General features: G+C 63.6%; 24 protein-coding genes. 14 read left to right on the top strand and 10 right to left on the bottom strand.

The window, feature by feature from the left end:
- The first annotated feature begins 145 nt into the window (after positions 1-145).
- Positions 146-544, top strand: a complete 399-nt coding sequence (locus tag NCR98_RS09265; protein WP_244825701.1) for an RT0821/Lpp0805 family surface protein — start codon at positions 146-148, stop codon at positions 542-544.
- Positions 545-580: 36 nt separating this feature from the next.
- Positions 581-1,030 carry an NUDIX hydrolase gene (locus tag NCR98_RS09260; protein WP_250526034.1) on the top strand — a complete coding sequence of 150 codons (450 nt, stop codon included), beginning with the start codon at positions 581-583 and terminating at the stop codon, positions 1,028-1,030.
- A gap of 2 nt (positions 1,031-1,032) precedes the next feature.
- On the opposite strand, the gene NCR98_RS09255 is transcribed toward NCR98_RS09260, so the two are convergent.
- Positions 1,033-2,016, bottom strand: coding sequence for a transporter substrate-binding domain-containing protein (locus NCR98_RS09255; RefSeq protein WP_250526033.1), 984 nt, complete (start codon positions 2,014-2,016; stop codon positions 1,033-1,035).
- 123 nt (positions 2,017-2,139) lie between these two features.
- Positions 2,140-3,849: a glutamine--tRNA ligase/YqeY domain fusion protein gene (locus tag NCR98_RS09250; protein ID WP_250526032.1), complete on the bottom strand. Its 1,710-nt coding sequence runs from the start codon at positions 3,847-3,849 to the stop codon at positions 2,140-2,142.
- A 373-nt stretch (positions 3,850-4,222) separates the two neighbouring features.
- Between NCR98_RS09250 and NCR98_RS09245 the strand changes: the two genes are divergently transcribed.
- Positions 4,223-4,423, top strand: a complete 201-nt coding sequence (locus NCR98_RS09245; RefSeq protein WP_244825697.1) for an ornithine carbamoyltransferase — start codon at positions 4,223-4,225, stop codon at positions 4,421-4,423.
- A 16-nt stretch (positions 4,424-4,439) separates the two neighbouring features.
- Here the strand turns inward: NCR98_RS09245 and NCR98_RS09240 are convergent, their stop codons facing one another.
- Entirely contained in the window at positions 4,440-5,660 is a 1,221-nt protein-coding gene (locus tag NCR98_RS09240) for a CaiB/BaiF CoA transferase family protein (RefSeq protein ID WP_250526031.1), read from the bottom strand.
- A 251-nt stretch (positions 5,661-5,911) separates the two neighbouring features.
- Here NCR98_RS09240 and alaS point away from each other — a divergent pair, with 251 nt between their 5' ends.
- From alaS to NCR98_RS09200, 8 genes are all read left to right on the top strand, one after another.
- Complete coding sequence (gene alaS, locus NCR98_RS09235) at positions 5,912-8,536, top strand: alanine--tRNA ligase (protein WP_250526030.1); 2,625 nt, start codon at positions 5,912-5,914, stop codon at positions 8,534-8,536.
- A gap of 123 nt (positions 8,537-8,659) precedes the next feature.
- Positions 8,660-8,896: a hypothetical protein gene (locus tag NCR98_RS09230; protein WP_244825693.1), complete on the top strand. Its 237-nt coding sequence runs from the start codon at positions 8,660-8,662 to the stop codon at positions 8,894-8,896.
- Positions 8,897-9,297: 401 nt separating this feature from the next.
- Positions 9,298-10,335 (top strand): threonine aldolase family protein, encoded by a 1,038-nt coding sequence (locus NCR98_RS09225; protein ID WP_244828077.1) that lies wholly within the window; start codon positions 9,298-9,300, stop codon positions 10,333-10,335.
- A gap of 17 nt (positions 10,336-10,352) precedes the next feature.
- On the top strand, positions 10,353-10,790 hold the full coding sequence (locus NCR98_RS09220) for an acyl-CoA thioesterase (protein WP_250526029.1): 438 nt from the start codon (positions 10,353-10,355) through the stop codon (positions 10,788-10,790).
- A gap of 70 nt (positions 10,791-10,860) precedes the next feature.
- Positions 10,861-11,742: a branched-chain amino acid ABC transporter permease gene (locus tag NCR98_RS09215; RefSeq protein WP_250526101.1), complete on the top strand. Its 882-nt coding sequence runs from the start codon at positions 10,861-10,863 to the stop codon at positions 11,740-11,742.
- Positions 11,735-12,862, top strand: a complete 1,128-nt coding sequence (locus tag NCR98_RS09210) for a branched-chain amino acid ABC transporter permease (protein ID WP_250526028.1) — start codon at positions 11,735-11,737, stop codon at positions 12,860-12,862. Before NCR98_RS09215 ends, NCR98_RS09210 begins: the two co-directional genes overlap by 8 nt.
- Positions 12,863-12,938: 76 nt before the next feature.
- Positions 12,939-13,676: an ABC transporter ATP-binding protein gene (locus NCR98_RS09205; RefSeq protein ID WP_250526027.1), complete on the top strand. Its 738-nt coding sequence runs from the start codon at positions 12,939-12,941 to the stop codon at positions 13,674-13,676.
- Positions 13,673-14,371, top strand: a complete 699-nt coding sequence (locus NCR98_RS09200; protein WP_250526026.1) for an ABC transporter ATP-binding protein — start codon at positions 13,673-13,675, stop codon at positions 14,369-14,371. Before NCR98_RS09205 ends, NCR98_RS09200 begins: the two co-directional genes overlap by 4 nt.
- A gap of 1 nt (position 14,372) precedes the next feature.
- Here NCR98_RS09200 and iolB read toward each other — a convergent pair whose 3' ends face one another.
- From iolB to NCR98_RS09165, 7 genes are all read right to left on the bottom strand, one after another.
- Positions 14,373-15,179 (bottom strand): 5-deoxy-glucuronate isomerase, encoded by an 807-nt coding sequence (gene iolB / locus NCR98_RS09195; protein ID WP_250526025.1) that lies wholly within the window; start codon positions 15,177-15,179, stop codon positions 14,373-14,375.
- Positions 15,176-16,078 (bottom strand): myo-inosose-2 dehydratase, encoded by a 903-nt coding sequence (gene iolE, locus NCR98_RS09190; protein ID WP_250526024.1) that lies wholly within the window; start codon positions 16,076-16,078, stop codon positions 15,176-15,178. The genes iolB and iolE overlap by 4 nt, the downstream gene beginning before the upstream one ends.
- A gap of 10 nt (positions 16,079-16,088) precedes the next feature.
- Positions 16,089-17,957, bottom strand: coding sequence for a 3D-(3,5/4)-trihydroxycyclohexane-1,2-dione acylhydrolase (decyclizing) (gene iolD / locus NCR98_RS09185; RefSeq protein WP_250526023.1), 1,869 nt, complete (start codon positions 17,955-17,957; stop codon positions 16,089-16,091).
- Positions 17,954-19,942 (bottom strand): bifunctional 5-dehydro-2-deoxygluconokinase/5-dehydro-2-deoxyphosphogluconate aldolase, encoded by a 1,989-nt coding sequence (locus NCR98_RS09180; protein ID WP_250526022.1) that lies wholly within the window; start codon positions 19,940-19,942, stop codon positions 17,954-17,956. Before NCR98_RS09180 ends, iolD begins: the two co-directional genes overlap by 4 nt.
- 19 nt (positions 19,943-19,961) lie before the next feature.
- Complete coding sequence (locus tag NCR98_RS09175) at positions 19,962-20,750, bottom strand: ATP-binding cassette domain-containing protein (protein WP_250526021.1); 789 nt, start codon at positions 20,748-20,750, stop codon at positions 19,962-19,964.
- A gap of 10 nt (positions 20,751-20,760) precedes the next feature.
- Positions 20,761-21,927, bottom strand: a complete 1,167-nt coding sequence (locus NCR98_RS09170) for an ABC transporter permease (RefSeq protein WP_244825679.1) — start codon at positions 21,925-21,927, stop codon at positions 20,761-20,763.
- Positions 21,928-22,052: 125 nt separating this feature from the next.
- The gene (locus NCR98_RS09165; RefSeq protein ID WP_244825678.1) at positions 22,053-23,105 is read right to left on the bottom strand and encodes a sugar ABC transporter substrate-binding protein; all 1,053 of its coding nucleotides are present in this window, start codon (positions 23,103-23,105) and stop codon (positions 22,053-22,055) included.
- 229 nt (positions 23,106-23,334) lie between these two features.
- Here NCR98_RS09165 and NCR98_RS09160 point away from each other — a divergent pair, with 229 nt between their 5' ends.
- Genes NCR98_RS09160 through NCR98_RS09150 form a run of 3 tightly spaced genes read left to right on the top strand, consistent with a single transcriptional unit; the run spans position 23,335 to position 26,223 of the window.
- Positions 23,335-24,216 carry a MurR/RpiR family transcriptional regulator gene (locus tag NCR98_RS09160; protein ID WP_244825677.1) on the top strand — a complete coding sequence of 294 codons (882 nt, stop codon included), beginning with the start codon at positions 23,335-23,337 and terminating at the stop codon, positions 24,214-24,216.
- Positions 24,206-25,210 carry an inositol 2-dehydrogenase gene (gene iolG, locus NCR98_RS09155; RefSeq protein WP_250526020.1) on the top strand — a complete coding sequence of 335 codons (1,005 nt, stop codon included), beginning with the start codon at positions 24,206-24,208 and terminating at the stop codon, positions 25,208-25,210. Before NCR98_RS09160 ends, iolG begins: the two co-directional genes overlap by 11 nt.
- On the top strand, positions 25,207-26,223 hold the full coding sequence (locus NCR98_RS09150) for a Gfo/Idh/MocA family oxidoreductase (RefSeq protein WP_250526019.1): 1,017 nt from the start codon (positions 25,207-25,209) through the stop codon (positions 26,221-26,223). Before iolG ends, NCR98_RS09150 begins: the two co-directional genes overlap by 4 nt.
- Positions 26,224-26,225: the final 2 nt, after the last annotated feature.

Raw genomic sequence — 26,225 nt, 5'->3', positions numbered from 1 at the left:
ATATAGCCTGCAAGGCGGCCGTTCGCCTTGTGTCATGCTATCCTCGTTGCGGCCCTCAAAGGCCCGAGCGCGCGGTTTCGCCGCCGCTCGTCATACGCGCCTTGTCTACGGCGCCGTATCGAACGCATTGCAACGAGGAGAATCTATGCCGATCGAATATCGACCGCTGGCGCGCGCCTGCATCCGGACATTGACGGCCACCGTGCTCGTCGCCGCGAGCGCTTCGGCGTTTGCGGCCAATCTCGGTTTTCTGAACAACACGCCCATCACCTACATGAAGCAGCGCGACTTGCAGGCGCTCAACCGCGCCGCGCAGACCGCGCTCGAAACCAAGAAAGACGGCGAATCGCTAGACTGGGACAACAAGGACGCGGGCAATACCGTGCCGGTCCACGGCACCATCACGCCGCGCGAGACCTTCGAAGACGCCGGTCTCAAGTGCCGCAAGGTCGAGATCGTGGCCATTGCGAAGGGGCAGACGCAGACCTGGACGCCGTCTGCCTGCAAGCAGGCGAGCGGCAAGTGGCAACTCAAGAAGCAATGACGTGCGGGTTTGCATGTTGAACGGAGCCGTCGCGCGATGACCGCCCGTACCGTATCGTGCGGCGTGGTGATCCTGAACCCGCGGGGCGACGTGCTCCTGTGCCACGCGACCGAAACCACGCATTGGGACGTGCCGAAAGGACAGGGCGATCCCGGCGAGGCGCCTATCGACGCGGCCTTGCGCGAGTTGCGCGAGGAAACGGGCATCGTGCTGCCGGCCGCGCGTCTCAAAGACCTCGGACGCTTTGTGTATCGTCGCGACAAGGACTTGCATCTCTTCGCCGTGCGCGTGAGCAACGACGAAGTGAAGCTCGAAGACTGCGTGTGCGAGTCGTATTTTCCGCGCTACAGCGACGGCACCATGATTCCCGAGATGGACGGCTATCGCTGGGTCAGTCCCGCCGACGTGGACAGCTTCGCGAGCCGCAGCCTCGCGAAGCTCTTTCAAACCACGCTGTCATTGGCCGAACTGCACGACACGCTCTGAAATCATTCGGCAAGATGGTCGGTCGGATTGGCGAACAGCGCTTTCATGTCCGCCGATAACGGAAACTGCAGATTGATGCCGTCCGGCGGAATGGGCTGCATGAACCAGGTGTCGTAGAGCTTCTTCGCTTCGCCCGAGCGCTGCATGCCGGCGATCACATCGTCGACGATGCGTTTGAACTCGGGATCGCCCTTGCGCATCATGCAGCCGTAAGATTCATTGGAAAGCGATTCGCCCGTCACCAAGTAGTCGCGGCGCGCCGCGCCTTCCTGCGCGATCTTGCCGTAGAGCAGCGGGTCGTCCATCACGAAGGCGACTGCGCGGTCGCTCTTGAGCGCCTGAAATGCCTCGGCATGATCGCGCGCACTGATGATACGCAGATTCAGCTTGCGCTCGATGCTCATCTCCCGCAGCAGCCGTTCGTCCGACGTGCCCGCCGTGGTGGAGACGGTCTTGCCCGCGAGATCGTCGTAATCGCGAATGCCCGATTTGCGCTTCACGACCATGCGAATGCCGTACAGAAAGAAGCTGTTGGAAAACGCGACCAGTGGATCGCGCTCGGCCAGATGCGCGGTGCTGCCGCATTCCAGATCGACCTGATTGTTCACCACGTAGGAAATGCGGTTCGACGAGGTCACGACCACGTTCTTCACCGTGAGATTCGGCATGTTGAGCCGGCGCTTCACTTCATCGACGACTTTGAGCGCAATGTCGTAGGAGTAGCCGACCGGCTGCTGCTTGTTCAGATAAGAAAACGGCACCGACGATTCACGCGCGCCCAGGACGATCGCGCCGTTCTCGGCGATCTTGCGCAGCGTGGCCGAAGGCGGAAGCTGATCGACGGCGGCCTGCGCGGAAGCGAGCTCTTTCGCCGTGGCGGCCCATGCCGGAGAGCAGAAAGACAGCGCGGCGGACGTCGCGATGCAAACGTTTCCGACAATGACCCGGAACGCGCCCGCTCGCGGCGCGCTTGAGTACTGCTTCATGGATGTCCTCGCTGGAAGCGCGTGTTGCTGGCCCTCTGTTTGTCTTGTTCGCACCGCGGATGCGGGACCGGACGCCGCCTCTTGCGTGCGGCGCCCGTTACTCTGCAACTAGAATGGCGACGCTCAGGCAGGCTTGCCCCAGCTATCGCGCAAGCTGACGATACGGTTGAACACCGGCTTGCCCGGTTGCGAATCCAGACGGTCCGCGACGAAATAGCCGTGGCGCTCGAACTGGAAGCGGTCTTCGGCGTTGGCTTCGCGCGCGCTGGGTTCCAAAAACGCATTGACGATGCGCTTCGAATCCGGATTCAACGCATCCAGAAATTCCGCGCCACCCGCGCCCGGTTGCGGCTCCTTGAACAGGCGGTCGTAGATCCGCACTTCGGCCGCGTAGGCCGTCGCGGCGCTGACCCAGTGGATCGTGCCCTTGACCTTGTACGCGTTCGCGCCGTCCGTGCCCGACTTGCTGTCCGGGAAGTAGTTGCAATGCACGGCGATCACCTTGCCGTTCTCGTCCTTGTCCGCGCCCGTGCACTCCACCACGAAGCCGTACTTGAGCCGCACCTTGTTGCCGGGGAAAAGGCGGAAGTAGCCCTTCTGCGGCGTTTCCTGAAAGTCTTCGCGTTCTATCCACAATTCGCGCGAGAAGGGAAATTTGCGCGTGCCGCGGTCAGCATGATGCGGATGCACGGGCGCGCTGCATTCCTCGCTTTGTCCTTCCGGATAATTGTCGATGATGAGCTTGAGCGGATCGAGCACCGCGATTGCGCGCGGGGCTTTCTCGTCGAGATCGTCGCGCAGCGCGCCTTCGAGCACGCTCATGTCGATCCACGAATCGACCTTGGTCACGCCCACGCGCTCCACCATCAAGCGGATGCTTTCCGGCGTGAAGCCACGGCGGCGCACGCCCACGATGGTCGGCATGCGCGGGTCGTCCCAGCCGTCCACGTGATTCTCCTGCACGAGTTGCAGGAGCTTGCGCTTGCTCGTGATGGCGTACGTCAGATTCAGGCGCGAGAATTCGATCTGCTGCGGCAGGGGACGCGCGAACACGCCATCGTCGGCGAGTTGCGCCAGGAACCAGTCGTAGAGCGGCCGGTGATCCTCGAACTCCAGCGTGCACAGCGAGTGCGTGATGTTTTCGAGCGCGTCCGATACGCAATGCGCGTAGTCGTACATCGGATAGATGCACCACTTGTCGCCCGTGCGGTAGTGGTGCGCGAAGCGGATGCGGTAGATGACCGGATCGCGCATGTTGAAGTTCGGCGCCGCCATGTCGATCTTCGCGCGCAGCACGTGCTCGCCTTCCTTGAACTCGCCCGCCTTCATGCGGCGGAAGAGGTCGAGGTTTTCATCGGGCGTGCGGTGGCGATACGGCGAGTTGATGCCCGCTTCGGTTGCCGAGCCGCGCGTGGCGCGCATTTCCTCGGCGGTCTGGCTATCGACGTAGGCCTGGCCTTTCTTGATGAGCAGCTCGGCGCATTCGTACAGCTTGTCGTAGTAGTCGCTCGCGAAATACTTGTGTTCGCGGCCGTCCTTGTTCCACTCGAAGCCGAGCCACTTGACCGCGTCGATGATCGAATCCACGTACTCGACGCTTTCCTTCTCGGGGTTCGTGTCGTCGAAACGCAGATGGCAGACACCGCCGTAATCCGCGGCCAGCCCGAAGTTCACGCAGATGCTTTTCGCGTGACCGATATGCAGATAACCGTTCGGCTCGGGTGGGAAGCGGGTCTCGACACGCTGCGACCACTTACCTGAACGGTTGTCGTCTTCGATGATGTTGCGAATGAAATTGGATGGCGCCGGGGCGTCGTTGCGATCGGTGTTCATGCGAAAAGAAGTGCCAACGGATGCGCTCGCGTGTGATCGGTTCGGGAAACGTTCCTCGCGGCTCGGAACGCGTTCGAATGCTAGGTATATCGGGATGATTCTACCTTACGCAACCCGCGCGGGCAGGCGCTCGCGGGTTTCGCCGATGCCGCGTTTCCATGCGCCGCGGATCGGCCTGCATATTCCGGCTCCCGCGTTACACCTGTGAAGCACTTATTCGGTCACCGTAACGAGGGTAACGGAAGGTAAATCGCGTTGTGGGCGGGGCGCGCGGGCTTTTATGATCGGCTCGCCGGTCGGGTTGCAAGCCGGCAAGCGGTGCGACTACAAGACATCACAACGACAACACAACGAAAACACAGGGAATTCGACCATGAACAAGATCATCAAGCTCGCGGCGGTGGCCGCGCTCGTGACGAGCCTCACAGCCTGCGCGGGCGTGTCGCGTCAGCAGGCTCACGCGGCCATCGGCGCGGGCGCGGGCGGGGCGCTCGGCTACGTGCTCACGGGCGGGCCGCTCGGGACCATTGCCGGGGCGGCGGCGGGCGGGCTGATCGGCGCGGGAACGCGTTGATACCGGCGTATCGCGCTCAAATCACCTTGCCCTTTCGCAACTGCGTAATGCGCGCATCGTCGTAACCGAGCACGTCCTTGAGCACGCTCGTGGTGTGTTCGCCGAGCATCGGCGGATGCGTGCGTGCTTCGGGCGGCGTCGCGCTCATCTTGATGGGGCTTGCCACGAGCTTCACGTCGCCGCCTTCCGGATGCGGCAGATCGATACGCATCCTGCGCGCCAGCACTTGCGGGTCGTCGAACACTTCGCCGAGATCGTTGATCGGGCCGCACGGCACGCCCGCCGCTTCCAGCGCGGCGAGCCATTCGTGCTTGCCGCGCGTGGCGACCATGTCGGCGAGAAGCGGCACGAGCACGTCGCGATTGCGCACGCGTGACGGGTTCTTCGCGAAGCGCGGATCGTCGGCGAGATGCGCGCATGCGCCTGCCTCGACGAATTTGCGAAACTGCCCGTCGTTGCCGACCGCGACGATGATCCAGCCATCGCTCGTCTGAAACGTCTGGTACGGCACGATGTTCGGATGCGCGTTGCCCCAGCGCACCGGCGGCTTGCCGCTCGCCAGATAGTTGGTGTTCATGTTGGCGAGCATGGCGACCTGCACGTCGAGCAGCGCCATGTCGATATATTGCCCTTCGCCCGTGCGATCCCGGTGCGAGAGCGCCGCCAGCACACCCACTGTCGCGTACATGCCGGTCATGAGGTCGGCGATGGCGACGCCTGCCTTTTGCGGACCGCCGCCGGGTTGTCCGTCGCGCTCGCCGGTGATACTCATGAAGCCGCCGATGCCCTGAATGATGAAATCGTAGCCCGCGCGCTCCGCATATGGCCCGGTCTGCCCGAAGCCTGTTACCGAGCAATAGACGATATCCGGCTTCACTTCTTTCAGCGATTCATAGTCGAGCCCGTACTTCTTCAACTGACCGACCTTGTAGTTCTCCAGCACGACATCGCTTCGAGCGGCCAGCGCGCGCACGATCCGCTGACCTTCTTTACTTGCGATATCGACCGTCACCGAGCGCTTGTTGCGGTTTGCCGCGAGATAGTAGGCGGCCTCGCGCGTGTCTTCGCCATCGGGCTTCTTGAGATAGGGCGGCCCCCAGTGACGGGTGTCGTCGCCGGCTTCGGGCCGCTCGATCTTGATGACCTCCGCGCCCAGGTCGGCGAGCGTCTGCGCGCACCACGGTCCCGCGAGCACGCGGGTCAGGTCGAGTACGCGGATATGGCTGAGTGCTCCCATGCGTCGTGTCTCTCGTCTCGGATTTGGTTTCTGACCACGCGACTGTCGCATAGAACGGACGGGCGCGCGAGGGCGCTTTATCCGTTGCAGACGCCTGCCGCGCCCCGGTTCGGCACCGCGAATCCCGTATAATCAAAAATTACTCGGAATAGCCTTAAGTCTTGCCGAAACCCGCATCAGAAGGGCTTCAAACGGGCTTTACCAAGGCTTCGTCAGAAAACCAGCAGAACACGCAAAACGCCCCGTACGCCATGAAAGCCGCCGAAATACGCGAGAAATTCCTGAAGTTTTTCGAATCGAAGGGACATACGATCGTCCGTTCGTCGAGCCTCGTGCCGGGCAACGACCCGACGCTGCTCTTCACCAACTCGGGCATGGTCCAGTTCAAGGACGTGTTCCTCGGTGCCGAAGCGCGGCCGTACTCGCGCGCAACCACCGCGCAGCGCAGCGTGCGCGCGGGCGGCAAGCATAACGATCTGGAGAACGTCGGCTATACGGCGCGGCATCACACGTTCTTCGAGATGCTCGGCAACTTCTCGTTCGGCGACTACTTCAAGCGCGACGCCATCCACTACTGCTGGGAGCTGTTGACGAAGGTCTACATGCTGCCGCCGGAAAAGCTCACCGTCACGGTCTATCAGGAAGACGACGAAGCGTACGCCATCTGGGAAAAGGAAATCGGCGTGCCGGCGGAACGCATCATCCGCATCGGCGACAACAAGGGCGCGCGCTACGCATCCGACAACTTCTGGCAAATGGCCGACACCGGCCCGTGCGGTCCGTGCTCCGAAGTGTTCTACGACCACGGTCCGGAAATCTGGGGCGGCCCGCCGGGGTCGCCGGAGGAAGACGGCGACCGCTTCATCGAGATCTGGAATCTCGTGTTCATGCAGTTCAACCGCGACGCGCAAGGCAACATGACGCCGCTGCCCAAGCAGTGCGTCGATACCGGCATGGGCCTCGAACGTCTCGCCGCCGTGCTGCAGCACGTGCACAGCAACTACGAGATCGACCTCTTCCAGACGCTCATCAAGGCCGCGGGCCGCGAGACCCATACGGCCGATCTGGAAAACAACTCGCTGAAGGTCATTGCCGACCATATCCGCGCGTGCTCGTTCCTGATCGTCGATGGCGTGATTCCCGGCAACGAAGGCCGCGGTTACGTGCTGCGCCGTATCGTGCGCCGCGCCATTCGTCATGGCTACAAACTCGGCCGGCGCGGCTCGTTCTTCCACAAGCTCGTGCCGGACCTCGTCGCGGAAATGGGCGCGGCTTACCCCGAACTTGTCGATGCTCAACAGCGCGTCACCGATGTGCTGCGCCAGGAAGAAGAGCGCTTCTTCGAGACCATCGAGCACGGCATGTCGATTCTCGAAGGCGAACTGGCCGAACTCGACAAGAAGGGCGTGAAGCAACTGGACGGCGAACTCGCGTTCAAGCTGCACGATACCTACGGCTTCCCGCTCGATCTCACGGCCGACGTATGCCGCGAACGCGGCGTGACGGTGGACGAGCCCGCCTTCGACGACGCCATGGCGCGTCAGCGCGATCAGGCGCGCGCGGCGGGCAAGTTCAAGCTCGCGGCCGGCCTCGAATACTCGGGCGCCAAGACCACGTTCCACGGCTACGAGAAGGAAATCTTCGACGACGCGAAAATCATCGCGCTTTATGTGGAGGGCGCGTCGGTGAACGAGGCGCAAGCGGGCCAGCAAGCGGTCGTCGTGCTCGATCACACGCCGTTCTATGCGGAATCCGGCGGTCAGGTGGGCGATCAGGGCGTGCTCGCGAATGCCTCCGCGCGCTTCGCGGTGGCAGACACGCTCAAGGTTCAGGCCGATGTCGTCGGCCACCACGGCACGGTGGAGCAGGGCACGCTCAAGGTCGGCGACGTGGTGAAGGCGCGGATCGACGCCATCCGCCGCGCGCGCACCGCACGCAATCACTCGTCCACGCACTTGATGCACAAGGCGTTGCGCGAAGTGCTCGGCGGTCATGTGCAGCAGAAAGGCTCGCTCGTCGACGCCGACAAGACGCGCTTCGACTTCGCACACAACGCGCCGATGACGGACGACGAGATCCGCCGCGTCGAGCAGATCGTCAATCAGGAAGTGCTTGCGAACGCGCCGGGCGTCGTGCGCGTCATGTCTTACGACGAAGCGGTGAAGGGCGGCGCCATGGCGCTCTTCGGCGAGAAGTACGGCGACACGGTGCGCGTGCTGGACCTGGGCTTTTCGCGCGAACTCTGCGGCGGCACACACGTGCAGCGCACGGGCGACATCGGCCTCTTCAAGATCGTGATGGAAGGCGGCGTGGCGGCGGGCATTCGCCGTGTCGAAGCCATCACGGGCGACAATGCCGTGCGCTATGTGCAGGAGCTGGATCAGCGTATCAACGCGGCGGCGGGCGCCCTCAAGGCACAACCGTCCGAACTCACGCAGCGTATCGCGCAGGTTCAAGAGCACGTGAAGTCGCTGGAGAGGGAACTGGGCGCGCTCAAGTCGAAGCTCGCATCGAGCCAGGGCGATGAACTCGTTTCGCAAGCCGTCGATGTCGCGGGCGTTCAAGTGCTCGCCGCGCAACTCGAAGGCGCGGACGTGAAGACGCTGCGCGAAACCGTCGACAAGCTGAAGGACAAGCTCAAGAGCGCGGCTATCGTGCTGGCTTCCGTCGAAGGCGGCAAGGTCAGTCTCATCGCGGGCGTGACGGCGGATGCATCGAAGAAGGTCAAGGCGGGCGAGCTCGTCAACTTCGTCGCGCAGCAAGTGGGCGGCAAGGGCGGCGGCCGTCCCGACATGGCGCAGGCGGGCGGCACGGAACCGGCCAAGCTGCCGGCCGCACTCGCAGGCGTAACAGGCTGGGTGCAGCAGCAGCTTTAAAGCGCGGTGGAAGTGCTTGAAACGGTCCGGTCGGCGAAAGTCACCGGGCCGTTTTTATTACAGCCTGTCAGGCACATCTCGTGCATCTTCTCCGGTACTTTCAACCAAAAGGGGAGAACAAACATGAACCACAAGATTGCATCGATCGTACTGGCTGGCGCAATGATCGCCGCCACGGGCGCAGCACAGGCCAAGGGATGTCTCGAAGGCGCGGCAGTCGGCGGCGTGGCGGGGCACGTCGCGGGCAAGCACGGCGTGGTGGGCGCGGCGGGTGGCTGCGCGATCGGCCATCACGAAGCGAACAAGAAGGACAAGGCCGCGCAGCAAGCCAACGCCGCCAGCGGCACGACAGCGAAGTAAGCGCAGCCTCGACCCAAGTTATTGTTTACGCCATAAAGCGCGCCGCCGGCTTCGGTGGCGCGCTTTTTCGTCAGATGACATGTTGAATTGGAGCGGCGCGCTGACGGCACCACGTCGTCGATAGACGAGTCGGCAAAGCGCAATTCAACACCGATAGCGCAATCGTTCGACGCTGCCCGTCGGTATCCTAAGTGTCGCGAGGTTAGAACGGGCGCGGCACACGATCTATCGCTCAATCGCATTCGAATCTTGCACGGCGCGATGCGGATAAAATGAGCGGACTGCTTGCACGGCACGCAACGATGGCGACCACGCGATCTTCACTCGTCCCGGGTCACGAAGCTCGTGCAGCGCCTTCTACCAGTCTTCCAGCGAATTCCATGACCGCGCCGAACGAATCCATCCAGCACTTCGCCTCCGACAATTACGCGGGTATCTGCCCCGAAGCGCTCGATGCGCTCGTCAAGGCCAACACTAGCGGCCACGAACCGGCTTACGGCGACGATTCCTGGACCGCGCGCGTGTGCGACCGCATCCGCGATCTGTTCCAGACCGACTGCGAAGTCTTCTTCGTCTTCAATGGCACGGCGGCCAATTCGCTTGCGCTGGCGTCGCTGTGCCAGTCGTATCACTCGGTCATTTGCCACGAGCTCGCGCATATCGAAACCGACGAGTGCGGCGGCCCCGAATTCTTCTCCGGCGGCTCCAAGCTTCTGACCGCCAAGGGCGAGAACGGCAAGCTCACGCCCGATGCGATCGAGGAACTCGTCACCCGACGCGCCGATATCCATTATCCGAAGCCGAAAGTCGTCTCGCTCACGCAATCGACGGAAGTGGGCACGGTCTATACCGTCGAGGAAGTGCGCGCGATTGCGGCCATCGCCAAGCGGCGGCATCTGACCGTGCATATGGATGGCGCGCGTTTCGCCAACGCGGTCGCCACGCTCGGCGTGCATCCGTCGGAGATTACTTGGCGCGCGGGCGTCGACGTGCTGTGCTTCGGCGGCACCAAGAACGGCTTGCCGGTCGGCGAAGCGGTCGTGTTTTTCGACAAGGCGCTTGCCGTGGATTTTGCTTATCGGCTGAAACAGGCGGGGCAGCTTGCATCGAAAATGCGCTTCATCTCCGCGCCGTGGCTCGGCTTGCTCGATAACGATGTCTGGCTGCGCAACGCGCGTCACGCCAACTCAATGGCGCAATTGATGGCCGAGCGTCTCGCGAATATTCCTGGCGTACAGGTGCTCTTCAAGCCGGAGTCGAACGCGGTGTTCGCGGAATTGCCGCCGCACGTCGCCACCGCCTTGCGCGCGAAAGGCTGGAAGTTCTATCAGTTCATCGGGTCGGGCGGCTGCCGCCTGATGTGCGCATGGGACACGCGCGAGGACACCGTCGAGCGCTTCGCCGACGAAGTCCGCGCACTCGCAGCGATCAACCGCTGATGCAGCCGCCGCCGACGATGAGCAAACCGCAACCCACGCGCCGCGCGGACTATCCGCACTTCCTCACCATCAGCACGCGCTGGTCCGACAACGATGTCTATGGTCATATCAACAACGTCGTCTACTACAGCTACTTCGATACCGTCGTGAACGAGTATCTGCTGCGCTCGGGCGTGCTCGACTTCGCGGGCGGCGAGACGATCGGGCTCGTCGTGGACACGCGCTGCAATTTTTTCGAGTCGGTTTCGTTTCCCGATCTGATCGATGCAGGCTTGCGCGTGGAAAAGCTCGGCACGACGAGCGTGCGCTACGAGGTCGGCATCTTCACGCAAGGCGCAAAGAGCGCGGCGGCGCAGGGCCATTTCGTGCATGTCTATGTGAACCGCGTGACGCGCCGGCCGGTGCCTTTGCCCGAGCGTCTCGTCGATGCCTTGAAGCCGCTCGTCAACGCTTGAGGATTGTTCCGTGCTTCAGTGGTTCAGCGTGAGCCTGCTCAACGGCGTGAGCGTCGGGCTGCTGCTCTTCATGCTCTGTGCGGGCCTCACGCTCATCTTCTCGATGCTCGGCGTGCTCAACTTCGCGCACGCGAGCTTTTATATGCTCGGCGCGTATGTCGGTCAGGCGCTGGCTTGGTATGGCGGATTCTGGCTGGCACTCGTCGTGGCGCCTTTGATCGTCGGCTGCGCGGGGGCGTTGTTCGAGCGCTTTCTGCTCAAGCGCGTGCATGCGCGCGGCGCGCTCGCCGAGTTGCTGCTCACGTTCGGCGCGGCCATCGTGATAGGCGAGGGCGTGAAGCTCGTATGGGGGCTCGGACCGTTGCCCGCGACGATTCCCTCCGTGCTCGAAGGGCCGCTCTTCACCTGGTACGGCGCCGCGTTTCCACGCTACCGCGTGTTCATGATGCTGCTTGCCATCCTCATGCTCGGCGCGTTGCATGTCGTGTTGCGCGTATCGAAGACGGGGCTCGTGGTGCGCGCGGCGCTCACGCATTCCGCGACCGTCGAAACGCTCGGCCACGATGTCCCGCGCGTCTTCACGACGGTGTTCGCCGCCGGCACGGCGCTGGCGGCGCTCGCGGGTGTGATCGGCGCGCCGCTTGCCGTGCTCGAACCGTCGATGGCCGATGCCGTCGGTCCCATCGTGTTCGTCGTCGTGGTCATCGGCGGGCTGGGCTCGCTTTCGGGGGCGCTCGTCGCGTCGCTCTTGATCGGCTGCGTGCAGACATTCGCCGTGGGCACGACGGCATCGGCGGGGAGCATTGCTGCCTGGTTCGGCGTGCGTTTGCCGGACGCTTGGGCCGCGCTCAGCGTCGCGCAACTCGCGCCCGTGCTGCCGTACCTGTTGCTCGTCGCGATGCTGGCGGCGCGTCCACGCGGACTTTTCGGTGAAGAGACGGGCGATGCTTAAGTCCCTCGCGCCGTGGCTCGCACTCGTCGCGGCGCTTGCGCTACCGCCGCTTTGCTTCGATCGATCCTGGCTGCTTGCGTATCTCGCGCAGACGGCGACGCTCATCGTCTTCGCGCTCTCCTACAACTTGCTGCTCGGGCAGACGGGCTTGCTTTCCTTCGGTCACGCGGTTTATGCGGGGTTCGGCGCTTTCGCCGCCGCGCACGTGTTCAATCGCTTTGGCGTGCCGTTGCCATTGCTGCCATTGATCGGCGGATGCTTTGCGGTGCTCGCGGCCATCGTCTTCGGCGCGATCTCGACGCAACGCGGCGGCACGGCTTTCGCGATGATCACGCTAGGCATCGGCGAATTGGTTGCGGCAAGCGTCTGGCTCGTGCCGGGCTGGTTCGGCGGCGAGGGTGGCGTGGCGATCGATCGCGCGAGCGGCGCTGCGCTCTTCGGATGGACATTCGGCCCGTTGCGGCAGGCGTATGCGTTGATCGCGTGCTGGTGTGTCGTGTCGGCTTGCGCGATGTTCGCGTTCTCTCGCACGCCGCTTTGTCGCCTCGCCAACGCCGTGCGCGACAATCCCGTGCGCGCGGCGGCGATAGGCGCGTCGCCACGGCGCGTGCGCTTCACGATGCTCGTCGTATCCGCGTTCTTCGCGGGCATTGCAGGCGTGTTGTCGCTCGTGAATGTCGAACTGGCATCGGCGGAAAGCGTCGGGCTTGCGAGATCGACGAGTGTGCTGGTGGCGACGGTCATCGGCGGGACCGGAAGCTTCTTTGGGCCGATTGCCGGGGCGGTGCTGCTCACGTTTTTCAGCGTGGCGGTGGCGAGCGTGTCCGCTGCCTGGCCGATGTATCTCGGACTGTGCTTCGTGTGGGTGATCGTCGCGGCGCCCGATGGCGTCGCTGGCTTCTTCACGCGCATGCGCACGCGCCCGCTTCGTTCAACCATGTATGCCATGTCGAGCACGCTGGCGTTCGGTGCGGCTGTGGTCGTCGCGGTGGAGACGCTCTATGCGCGACAAGCGGATGCAAGCGCGTTGCCGCACGGCGTTTGGTGGATCGCGTTGCCTTGCTTGGCGCTCGGCGTTGGGCTCGCGTGGATCGATCGACGGGCGCGGGGCGTGCGATGAACATGGGTCTTGAACCGCGTAAGTTCGGCGAGCGCTTCAGGGCGATCTTTGCCGCCGGTCGCAAAGGGTACACGCCATGACCATCGCCCTCGAATTGCGCGGCATCGCGAAACGGTTCGGGCCGACGCGCGTTCTGCGCGGTATCGATCTGCAAGTGCAAAGCGGCGAACGTCATGCGCTCATCGGCCCGAACGGCGCAGGCAAGTCCACGCTCTTCGACACTATTTCCGGGCGCACCAAACCCGACGAAGGGCGCATCGTGGCGATCGGTATCGACATCACCGGTCGCGCGCCGCAACGCATTAGCCGGGTGCTTGCGCGCAGCTTCCAGACGACGAGCGTCTTCACCGGCTTGAGCGTGCTCGACAATTTGCGTTGTGCGGCGTTGGGCTCGGCTTCGTCGCGCAGGATCGATCGCTGGCTGCCGTCGCGCGCGCTCGAAGACCGCGCCCGCGCCATGCTCGATGCCATCGGCCTGGCCGCTCACGCCGACGTACCCGCCGCACGGCTCACGTATGCCGAACAGCGCGCGCTCGATCTAGGCATCGCGCTCGCCACCGATGCGCCGCTCATTCTCCTCGACGAACCCACGGCGGGGATGAACCGCGCGGAGGCATCCCGCGCGCTGGCGCTGATTCGGGCGACGACGCAAGGGCGCACGCTCGTCGTCATCGAGCACGACATGGACGCGGTGTTCGGCCTCGCGGATCGCATCTCCGTGCTGGTTCAAGGGCGCGTGATCGCCACCGGCACGCCCGCGGCGATTCGCGATGATCGCGCGGTGCGCGAGGCGTATCTGGGGGGATCGCGATGAGCGCCTTATTGCGTATCCACGATCTGCGCGCGTGGCATGGCGCGGCACAGGTACTGCACGGCGTGAACCTGTCGATAGCCGAAGGCGAGATCGTCGCGCTCGTGGGCCGCAATGGTTCGGGGCGCTCGACGCTCGCGAAGTCCATCATGGGCCTTGTGCGCTGCGAGGGCGAGATGCGGTTTCGCGATGCATCGCTCGTCGGGCTGCGGCCGTTTCGCATCGCGCGCATGGGAATTGGCTACGTGCCTGAAACGCGCGATGTGTTTCCGGGCTTGAGCGTGCGCGAGAATCTCGTGCTGGGCGAGCGTCCGGGCACGCGCTTCAGTGTGGACGATGCTTATCGCCTCTTCCCCGTGTTACGGGAGCGCGCGCGAGTGAAGGCCGGCGCGTTGTCGGGCGGCGAACAGCAAATGCTGGCGCTGGCAAGAACGCTGGCGGGCGATCCGTCGTTGGTGGTCATCGACGAACCCGGCGAAGGGCTCGCGCCGCAAGTGCTGACGCAAGTGGCGGCGTGCCTCGCGGGTCTGCGCGAACGCGGCGTGGCCATACTGCTGATCGAAGAGCGCCTGACGATCGCGCGCATGCTCGATGCGCGCGTCGCGGTGATGGGGCACGGCGCGGTTCAGTTCGACGGGGCGTTGGGGGAGCTGGAAACACGCGCCGATGTGCAGCGAGAATGGCTGTCGGTGGGTTAACTCACTCCTTGCTATCCCGCTCCACGATCCATTCATGCTTCGGATCGTTTTTAAAGTACCACGTGCGCTTATCGCCCGCCATCACGTTGAGATAATAATTATCGTAGCCATAAGGCACGACGACCGGATGATACCCACGCGGCACCATCACCACGTCGCGGTTCTCCACCGCCAGGGTTTCGTCGAGATCGCGCTCGTCGGTATAAACACGCTGAAACGCAAAGCCCTGCGGCGGATTCAGCCGATGGTAATAAGTCTCCTCCAGCGAACTTTCGACAGGCACGTTGTCCTGATCGTGCTTGTGCGGCGGATAGCTCGACGCATGGCCGCTCGGCGTACGCACTTCGACCACGAGTAACGACTCGGCGGCCTCGGTCTGCGGAAGAATATCGCACACGTGTCGCGTATTCGCGTTCTTGCCGCGCGTCGAACGCTTCATTTGCGAGGGCTCGATGAGTCGCGGCGGATACACGCCCGTCGCCGGCGCGCTCGCCACACCGAGTTCCGTTTCGCGCTCCGCCCGCACGATTGCGGCGAGCTTCGGCGGTACGTAGACGGCATAGGGCGCGGCGTCTTCGAACACACTGTCGCGCGAGCCGATGGACTGCCAGTGCTCGTCGCCCGCCTCGACGCTCACCGTGCCCGTCAGCACGACGATGCAGCTTTCGCGCCCGGCGTCGTAGACATGCAGCACTTCACCTTCTTCCAGCCGGTACGCCGCGAAGCCGACATGCTTCCAGCCAGCGGATTCCGGTGTCACACGCGCGATCGTCTGGCCTTCGCGCGATGCCTTCACTAACAGGCTCATGCCGTCTCCTTGAATGTGGCATCGACAAGTGTGCGCAACGTGCGATAACCCTTGTCGGCATACTGGTAACTCCGCGCGATCACCGGGTCCTGCTCCGCTTCCACGACGAGCCAGCCGTCGTAATCATGCTCGGCCAGACACGCGACGATGCCGGGATAATCCACCGCGCCATCGCCCGGCACGGTGAAGGCGCCGTTGATGACCGCATCGAGAAAACTCCAGTTGCGATTGCGCGCCAGCTTCACGATCTCCGGGCGCACGTCCTTGCAATGCACATGGCACACGCGCGCAATATGCTTGCGCAGCGTGGTCAATGCGTCGCCGCCCGCGAAGGTGATGTGACCCGCATCGAAGAGAAGGCCCACCGCGTCGTTGGTCTCCGCCATCAGACGGTCGACGTCCGCGGGCGTCTCCACATACGCGCCCATGTGATGATGATAGGCGACCCGAACGCCTCGTGACAGCGTGTATTCCGCGAAACGATTCAGCCGCTCGGCATACTGTTGCCACTGCGCATCCGCAAAGAAACGCGGGCGCTGATAGAGCGGGCGCGGCGCGCCTTGAATGGAATTCGCCACTTCGCCATAGACCATCACCTTCGCGCCGTTTTGCGCGAGCAAGTCGAGATGGGCACCCACGGCTTCGATCTCTTCTTCCGCGCTGCGCTCGGCGAGTCTGCCCGAGTACCAGCCCGACACCAGCGCGAGGTCGTATTGCGCCAGCAGCGTCTTGAGCGCCTGCGGCTCGCGCGGAAACTTGTTGCCGAGTTCGAAGCCTTCGTAACCGATCCGCCGGCCTTCGGTCAGCGCGACGGACAAGGGCGTCTCGCCGCCGAGCGATGGCAAATCGTCGTTCATCCACGACAAGGGATTGATTCCGATCCGTACGTGCAGAGACATGTGCGCGGTCCTAGATAGAGTTGCCTTTGCTGCGTGCTTTCAACGCGCGCTCGTAACGCTCGCGCGCCGACAAGACCGCATCGCGATCCGATACCTCGGGCACCGCCACTTCCCACCACCATCCGCCTTCGTCGGTCGTGCGCGCGGGGTCGGTGTCGATGGAGATGAGGTAGCTGCGCTCGGCGGCGCGCGCGCGTCGCATCGCGGCCTGCAAGTCGTCGATGCTCGCCACATGCTCCGACAACGCGCCGAGCGCACGCGCGTGCATCGCGAAATCGATGGTCGGTGCGCCGAGCGGGCCTTGCTTGCAGTCGTCGATCAGGTTGTTGAAGGGCGCACCGCCGCATGCCTGTTGCAAACGGTTGATGCAGCCATAGCCGCGATTGTCGAGCAACACGACGATCAGCTTCGCGCCGAGCATGACGGAGGTCGCCAACTCGCTGTTCATCATGAGATAGCTGCCGTCGCCGACGATCACGATCACCTCGCGCTCCGGCCGCGCGAGCTTCGCGCCCAGACCGCCCGCGATCTCGTAGCCCATGCACGAATAACCGTATTCGACGTGATAGCCGCCCGGCGCGCTCGTGCGCCACAGCTTCTGCAGATCGGCCGGCAAGGTGCCCGCCGCGCACACGACGATATCGTCAGCCGGCGAATCGGCTTTCGAGCGCTGCACCGCGCCGATGACATCCGCTTCGCGCGGCAAGGCGTTGTCGGCGACGGGCGTGTTCGTCACGTGCGCGACAGTCTCGCGCCAGTCGTCGGCGAGACGTTTGGCGCGCGTGGTCCATTGCGGCGACGCGCGCCAGTCGCCGAGCGCTTCGGAAAGCGCATCGAGTGCGAGGCGTGCATCGGCTTCGACGCTCAGCGCGTCTTGCTTCAGGGCATCGAAAGGATTGGCGTTGATCGAAACGAGTTGCGCATGCGCAAAGAGCGTGTTCGATCCCGTGGTGAAGTCCTGCAAGCGCGTGCCGACCGCGAGCACGCAATCGCTCGATTGCGCGAGTTCATTCGCCGATGCCGCGCCCGTCACGCCGATTGCGCCCGCGTTTAGGGCGTCGTCCCAAGCGAGCGCGCCTTTGCCTGCCTGCGTTTCCGCGACGGGCACGCCATGCTTGTGCGCGAAGGCGCGCAACGCGTCGGTGGCGAGGCCGTACAGCACGCCGCCGCCCGAGACGATCAGCGGTTCGCGCGACTCGCGCAAGGCCGCTGCGGCGCGCGCGATTTCATGCGGTGACGGCGCGCTCGCATGGAACTCGACCACACGCGGCTCGAAGAACGAAGCGGGATAGTCGTAGGCCATCGCCTGCACGTCCTGCGGCAGCGCGAGCGTGACGGGACCGCAGAGCGCGGCATCGGTAAGCACGCGGATCGCGCGCGGCAACGCGCTCAACAACTGCGCCGGATGCACGATGCGATCGAAATAACGCGATACGGCCTTCAAGGCATCGTTCGCGGAAACGCCGCCGTCGTGTGCGTCCTCGACTTGTTGCAGAACCGGATCGGGCGCGCGCGACACGAAGATGTCGCCCGGCAGAAGCAGCACCGGCAGCCGGTTCACATGCGCGAGCGCGGCCGCCGTCACGAGATTGGTGGCGCCCGGCCCGATGGACGTCGTGACAGCCATCATGCGGCGCCGCATATGCGCCTTTGCAAACGCGATCGCGCTATGCGCCATGGCTTGCTCGTTGTGCGCGCGATACGTCGGCAATTGCTCGCGATGCCGATACAACGCCTCGCCGATGCCCGCGACATTGCCGTGCCCGAAAATTGCGAAGACGCCGCCGAAGAGCGCCTCGCCGCTTTCCGTGCGCAGCGCGGCGAGATAGCGCACGAGCGCCTGCGCGGTGGTCAGCCGGATGGTAGCGTGCTCATTCATGCTGCTTGCTCCTGTCTTGGCTGCACGGCATTCAGCGACGCGCGCGCCTCGCGCCATGCGGAAATCAGCGTTTCGAACGTGTGGCGAACGCGCGCGATCAACTCGTCGTCGCCGATTTCGCCCGCGAGCCATGCGCGGCTCGGCTCGTGAAAGATGGTGCGTCCGACCGTGAAGCCCTTGCACGTTTTGGACGATGCCGCCGCCTTGAAGCCATCGCGCAACTGATCGACCGCCGCCGAGAGCCCGAGCAGCACGACGCCGCGGCAATACGGATCCCGCTCGGCAATTAGCGCATCGACGGCCTGCCATTGCTGTGCGCTCATCGGTTCGAGCTTCCACCATTCGGGATAGATGCCGAGGTTGTAGAGGCGCTTCAATGCGCGATACGCCGTGTCGTCCTCCACGGGCGGTCCGTTCTTCGGCACGATCACTTCGAGCAGCAGTTCATTGCCGCTCGCCTGTGTCGCATCGTAGAGCGCGCGCAGTTGCGCTTCCTGTTCGAGGCGCACGTCATGCGGATGATCGGGGTGATAGTGCACGAGACACTTCGCGATATGCTCGCGCGGCCATTCGACGAGCGTCGTGCCGACGTCGCGGCCGTGATCGAACACGAGCGGCATCGAGCCCGGCAACTCGACCGGACGGCCGATCCACCAGCCGCGGCCAGTCGCGGCATTGAGCGCATCCTGTCCGTAGCGGTCGTCGATCAATACGCCGATACGGCCGGCCAGTCCGCGTTCTTCTTCCGTCTTCGCGACGGCATCGACGAAAAGACCCTTCAGCTTCGCAATGCGCGTTTCGTTTGCGCCGGTCTGCTGCGCAAGCTCGAAAAACTGGTTGCGATGATCGAACGCGAAGCCGAGCACTTCGTCGCATTGCTTGCGCTTGGGGCTCACGCGATGCAGACGCGCGAGGCTTGCATCGCGATCCGGACGGCGCATGCGTGCCGGGTCTTCTTTTGCGGCCGCGAGGAAGTACACGAGTTCCTCGGGCGTGGGCATGGCGGGCGCGCAGCCGTGACGCGAAACGACGAGCGCGCCGCACGCATTTGCCGCGCGCGCACACGCTTCGAGCGATTCGTCGCGCAGCCAGCCCGAGAGGAAGCCGGACGCGAACGCATCGCCCGCGCCGAGGACGTTAAGCACTTCGACTTCGACGCCGCCATGAATGGGCGCATCGTCGATGGAAGCGGGCACCGCGCCTTCGATGATCGAGCAGCCGAGCGGCCCGCGCTTCACGACGAGCGTGGCATGAGTAACGGTACGAACCGTGGCGAGCGCATCGATCAGATCGTCCTTGCCGCCCGCAATCCGGAACTCTTCTTCCGTGCCGATCGCGAGATCGATCAGCGGCAGGATATGCAGCAAATGCGCGGTGACGCTTTCATCGGCGACGAAGCGCGTTTCGCCGTCGGCTTTGCCTGTCAGACCCCACAGCACCGGCCGATAATCGATGTCGAGAATCGTGCGCACGTTGTTTCGGCGCGCGTATTCGAGCGCGCGGCGGCTCGTGCGATTCACCTGTTCCGTGGAGAAGTGCGTGCCCGTGATGAGCAATGCCTTCGACGAGGCGATATACGCTTCGTCGAAATCGTTTTCGTCCACGGCCATGTCGGCGCAATTCTCGCGATAGAACACGAGCGGAAAGGTATCGCGATCTTTTATGCCGAGCAGCACGAGCGCGGTGAGACGCTCGAAGTCCGTGCGCACGTGGCTCACGTCGCAGCCTTCGCCCGCGAGTGTTTCGACGAGAAAGCGTCCCATGTGATCGTTGCCGACGCGCGCGAGCATCGACGACTTGAGCCCCAACCGCGCGCAACCGAACGCGATATTCGCCGACGACCCGCCGAGATACTTCGCAAACGTCGCGACATCTTCGAGCCGCGCGCCGACCTGTTGCGCGTAGAGATCGACCGCGAGGCGGCCGAGGCACACGATATCGTGCGCGCGGTCCGCTGCAAAACGTGAGGTGTGTTGTTCTGGCATGGCTTGTTGTCCTCGATCCTCAGATCGTCGCGCCTTCGAGTTCGTTGATCATCGTCTGCATCTCGGCGCCGCCCGCCATCATGTCGAGCACTTCGTTCTTCGAGATGGTGTCCTTGGTGTAGGTGCCCATCGAGCGGCCGCGATTGAGCAGCGTGAAGGAGTCGCCGATCGGATAAGCGTGGTGCACGTTGTGCGTGATGAAGATCACGGAAATGCCTTTTTCGCGCGCCTTGTGAATCAGCTTCAGCACGTTGAAGCTCTGCTTCACGCCGAGCGCGGCGGTCGGTTCGTCGAGAATCAGCACGCGTGCGCCGAAGTGAATGGCGCGCGCAATCGCGAGACATTGCTTCTCGCCACCGGACATGGTGCCGATAGGCTGATGCGGATCGCGCACGTTGATGCCCATTTCCGCGAGCTTTGCCTGCGAAGTCTCCGCGGCAAGATCGAGATCCATCACGCTGAAGAGACCGAAGCGTTTCTTCTGCGGCTCGCGGCCCATGAAGAAATTGCGCGCAACGGACAAGAGCGGCACGAGCGCGAGATCCTGATAAACCGTGGCGATGCCCAAATCCAGCGCTTCCTTCGGCGACTCGAAGCGCACTGGCTTGCCATCGACGAGATAGTCGCCGGTGGACGGCGTATGCACGCCCGCCAGCGTCTTGATGAGCGTGGACTTGCCCGCGCCGTTATCGCCCAGCAGGCAATGCACTTCGCCGCGTCGCAGGCGCAAGGTCACGCCGTTCAATGCGATGACCTTGCCGAAAAACTTGCTGACGTTTTCCAGCGCGAGAATGTTGTCGTCGTTCATGGCGTTGGCCTCACTGAGCTTGCGATACGCGACGGCGCACGTAGTGATTGAACAGCACGGCGAGCAGCAGCATCACGCCGAGAAAGACGCGGAACCAGTCGGAACTCACGTTCGTATAAGTGATGCCGATCTGCACGACGCCGAAGATGAGCGCGCCGAAGCACGCGCCGACGACCGAGCCATAACCGCCCGTCAAAAGCGTCCCGCCGATGACCGCCGCGATGATCGCCTCGAATTCCTTCTGCAAGCCGCGATCGGCCGCTGCCGAGCCGATATCGCACACCTGCAGCACGGCGAAGAGACACGAGCAGAAGGCGGTGAGCACGAACAGCGAAATCTTCACGCGCCGTACCGGCACGCCGACGTTCTTGGCCGCGTTGGCGTCGCCGCCGACCGCGAGAATCCAGTTGCCGTAGCGCGTCTTGGCGAGCACGAAGGCGCAGACGGCGGCGAGCGCGAGCCACCAGATGATGACCTTCGGAATGCCCGGCACGAGCGGCTGGCCGTTATCGAGCAACTGACCGATCCCCATGTGCGCGAGCCACGCGAAGAGGCCGTGCAGCGCGACGCCGCGAAAGAGCGTGTCGGCGAGCCAGTCTTGTTGAGCGAGATCGCCGACGCCGGAAATGATGGTGCGATCCGCGAACATGATCGAGAGCGCGAGCGTGAGGCCGCGCAGGATGAACAGAAACGCGAGCGTGACGATGAACGAAGGCAGCCGCGTCTTCATCACGAGGTAGCCGTTCAACGCGCCGAGCAGCATGGAAGCGACGAACGCGAAGAGAATCGACAGCGAGAACGGCCAGTGCAGATAAACCGAGGGCAGCGCGACCATCATGCCCGCGAAGCCGATCATCGAGCCGATGGACAGATCGAACTCGCCCGCGATCATGAGAAGACACGCGCCGACCGCGAGCAAGCCGAGGTAGGCCGCGACCTGCGACCAGTTCATCACGCCGTCGAGGTTGAACATGCCCGACGAACCCGCCGCGAAGCCGAACACGATGAACACGAGCACGGTGCCCGAGATCGCGGCGAACTCCGGCCGGTTCAGCAGATGGCCGAACCACGATTGCCGGCGCACGCGTTCGTCCGAGGGCTTTGCTGCCTCCTGCGTCTCGGCCGACTCTGGCTGTGGATTCGCATGTGGAGGGTAATGCTTGCCGGCTACGCCCATGATGGCTCCTTGACTGATACCGATGCGCGCGCTCCTGCCGCGTCGGGAATAGACGCAGCAGACGCACGACGTTCCGCGCAAATGCAGTGAGCGGGCGGCGCTGAAAAGACGGCCGCCCTGAACGGTCAACGATATTGACCGGCGTATTTCACGACCTTGTCGAGATTCTCTTTGGTGATGAAACCCGGACCCGAACGAATGTTCTTCGGTCCATACGACGGCGCGAGGCCATACGTTTCGAGACGCGCCTTGAACTTCGGATTCGCTTCGAGAATCTGGCGAATCTTCACCGGGTCCGTGGTGTGATCCTTCTTGACGATAGCGAGCACGGCAACGGGGATATAGCCCTGCAAGTACGGTTGCTGATCGATTGCGAACTTGATCGTGCCGTCCTTGATGCCCTTCGCGATGTCATCGGAAAAGTCGAAGGTCACGAAATAGAGCTTGTTTTGCAGGCCCATTTGCGTGACGGCCTTGAGCGTCGCCGAGGCGGGCGTGGGTCCGAGCGTGAGTACAGCCTGCGTATCGGGATGATTGCGCAGGTAAGCCGACACCTTCGACTGAATCTCCGTCGGGTCCTGACCGGAGTCGATGGTGGACGCCTTGTAGTCGACGCCGATGGCTTCCGCGAAGCCGCGGCAGCGGTCGAATGACACCGTGTTGGTCGCGATATGGTTCACGCACAGGAACGACTTGACGCCCGCGGCCTTCGCCTTTTCGCCTGCGGCCTTGCCCGCCACGTATTCCGGCTGGCCGATATGCATGATCGCCTTGAGTTGCTCGCTTTGCTCTTCGGTGCCCGAGTTGATCGTGACGAGCGGAATCTTCTTCGCCGTCACCTTGTTGAGCGCGCTCTTCAATACGTCGAAGTCCGCGATGGTGGTGATCACGCCGTCGTAATTACGCGCGGCGGCCTGTTCGATGAGACGCGACATATCGGCAATGTCGCCGTTGGGCGGATTGCGATAGTCGGTCTGGACGTTGAAGTCCTCGTCCGCCTGCTTGATCGAATTCTTGATGACGTTCCACCACGAGTCCGAGTCGGGCGCGTGGCTGATGAGGACGAACTTGGCGTCGGGCGCCGCGTGAGCGGGGGACGCCGTCAACAAGGCTGTGCTGCTCAGGATTGCGGCTGCCGCGAGCGCGCGCAACGCGGCTCGGCCATTGCGAATGGTCATTGTCTCCACCTATCTCGGTTTGTTGTTTGATCTGACTTTTCCGCGAGCCGATGCGGCCGTTGCTTGGGGCCGCTTCGAACTCAGCACCAAGAGTAGGCCAAGTTTTCCCGGTCTGCAATAGGAATTGCACCGATGCCATAAATGGAAAATACGTTCCATTTTCCTTGCAGCCTTCCTATAATCGCTTCCACGGCGTCTGCCTTCGCGGCGCCATCGACATGAGCTATCCATGCAGGATGAGACCAGCACCGACGTGCAGAGCGTCGACGATCTGATGCAGCGCATCACCGACGCTTACGACACGTTGCCGCGTCAGTTGAAGAACGTCGCGACGTATATCGAGCAGCATCGGTCGAGCGTGATGATGGATCGTACGAGCGATATCGCCACCGCGTGCGGCGTGCATCCGTCGGCCGTGGTGCGCTTTGCGCAGCGCTTCGGTTTTTCGGGCTTCTCGGACTTGCAGGCCGTGTTCAGGCAGGCGTTCGCGGGCGGCAATGGCTCGCAGCAGAGTTATCAGCAGCGCATTCGCAAACTCATCGACGAAAAGGCGGGCGATGCCTCCGGTGTCTCCGTGGCGCGCGAATTCATCGCGGCGAGCCGCACGGGACTCGACGAACTCGAAGCCGGTCTCGACGACGAACAGTTCGACGCCGCCGTGGAAATGCTCGAACACGCGGAGAACATCTATGTGATCGGCGTGCGGCGCTCGTTCGCGGTGGCGAGCTATATCGTCTACGCGCTGCAGCACACGAGGAAGCGCGTGCATCTGATCTCCGGCATCGGCGGCATGTTCCGCGAACAGGTCAAGAGCGTGAGAAAGGGCGACGTGGTCGTGGCCATCAGCTTCGCGCCTTATGGCAAGGAAACGCAGTATTGCGTGCGCGCCGCGCAGCATCACGGCGCGAAGACGCTCGTGATCACCGACAGCCAGCTTTCGCCGCTCGCGCGTCACGCGAGCGCGAGTCTGCTCGTGAAGGAGGGCAGCGCGTTCGCGTTCCGCTCGCTCACGAGCACCATTTGCTTGTGCCAGGCGCTGTTCATCGCGCTCGCGTACCGGCTCGAACTCAACGTAGAAGAATCCAAGGAGACAGGCGGCTATGACGATTGACGTGGCGGTATTCGGAGCAGGGCGCATTGGCAAGATTCACGCGGCCAATCTCGCGCGGCAGCCTGGCGTGCGCCTCAAGTATGTCGTCGATGTGAACCGCGAGGCCGCTTCGGCGCTCGCTGCGCAATACGGCGCGCAAGTCGCCGATGTCGATGCCGCCATGGGCGACGCCTCGGTGGGCGCGACGGTCGTCTGTTCGAGCACGGACACGCATGCGGACCTGATCCTCGCGTCGGCGGCGCAAATGAAGCACGTGTTCTGCGAGAAGCCCGTGGACCTCACGCTCGAACGCGCGCGCGCCTGCGCCGATGCCGTGCAGAAAGCGGGCGTGGTCTGCATGATCGGCCTTCAGCGGCGCTTCGACCCAACTTTCTCGGCATTGAAGGCGCGCGTGGAAGCGGGCGAGATCGGCGAACCGGAAATGCTGATCGTGACGAGCCGCGATCCGGGCGCGCCGCCCGTGGAATACATCAAGCATTCGGGCGGCATCTTCAAGGACATGCTGATCCACGACTTCGACATCTTCCGCTGGATGCTCGACGACGAAGCCGACACGCTGCATGCCACGGGCAGTTGTTTGTCCGATCCCGCCATCGCGGAAGCCGGCGATATCGATTCGACAGCCGTCACCATCCGCACGAAACGCGGACGCCTGTGCCAGATCAACACGGCGCGGCGCTCGGGCTACAGCTACGATCAGCGCTTCGAGGTGCTCGGCAGTCTCGGCATGCTGCAAGCGGGCAACGTGCGTCCGACCGAAGTGACGGCATATTCGACCAAGGGCGTGTCGAGCGACGTGCCCGAGGCGTTCTTTCTCGAACGGTATCGCGCGGCGTATGCCGCGGAAATCGCGCATTTCTTCGATGCCGTGACCCATGGCAAGCCCGTGCGCACCACTGTTGCCGACGGCCTCGAGGCGCTCGAACTCGCCGAGGCCGCGACGCTTTCGTGGCGCGAAAAGCGCATCGTGAAGCTCGGGGAGAACGAGGCATGAGCGCGGTGCGGGTGGGCATTGTCGGGCTGGGGCGGCTCGGCCGCAGACACGCGGAAAACCTCGCGTGGCATGTGCCGGGCGCGCGGCTGGTCGCGGCGTGCAGCCCGGTTGAGCAAGAGCGCGAATGGGCTCGCGACAACCTGCCGGAAATCGCACTCCATGCCGATCACGCCGACTTGCTGACCGATCCGTCCATCGACGCCGTGTGGCTCGTCACGCCGACTTCGCTGCACGCGCGGCAGATCATCGCCGCGTTGCGCGCGGGCAAACATGTGTTCTGCGAGAAGCCGCTGTCGCTCGATCTCGCCGAATGCGACAGCGTGATCGAGGAACACGCGCGGCATGCGCATCTGCATGTAATGATCGGCTTCGTGCGCCGTTTCGATGCGAGTTATCGAGATGCCTTCGAGCGCATTGGCGAAGGCGCGATCGGCCGGCCGTTCATGGTGCGCTCGCAGACCTGCGACAAGAATGATCCGGATGGTTTTTTCGTGCGTTTCGCGCCGACATCGGGCGGACTCTTTCTCGATTGCAGCGTGCACGACATCGACCTCGCGCGCTGGATGCTCGGTAATCCGAAGCCCAAGCGCGTGTTCGCGAGCGGCACGATAGCAATCCACGAAGGCTTGCGCGAATGTGGCGATATCGACAATGGCGTGGGCACGATCGAATTCGACGACGGCCGGCTTGCCGTGCTCTACGCTTCCCGCACGATGGCTCATGGCCACGACACGCAAACAGAAGTCATCGGCACGGCGGGCGCGCTTGCCATTGGGCGCAATCCGCGTGCGAACCGCGTCGAGATCGCCGATGCACACGGCATGCGAAACGTTTGCACGCCGACTTTCTTCGAGCGCTTCGAAGATGCGTTTTTACGCGAAGCGCAAGCCTTCGTCGCGCTCGTGCGAGATGGCACGCCGACCGGCCTCACGCTCGACGATGCGCGCGAGGCGACGAGGATCGGCATCGCCATGCGGCAGGCGTACGAGACCGGCCGCCCGGTGGACTTGTGAAC

Origin of the sequence: Caballeronia sp. GAWG2-1 (assembly GCF_023631405.1) — a bacterium.
Taxonomy (GTDB): Bacteria; Pseudomonadota; Gammaproteobacteria; order Burkholderiales; family Burkholderiaceae; genus Caballeronia.
This window is presented reverse-complemented; position numbering and strand designations above follow the sequence as displayed.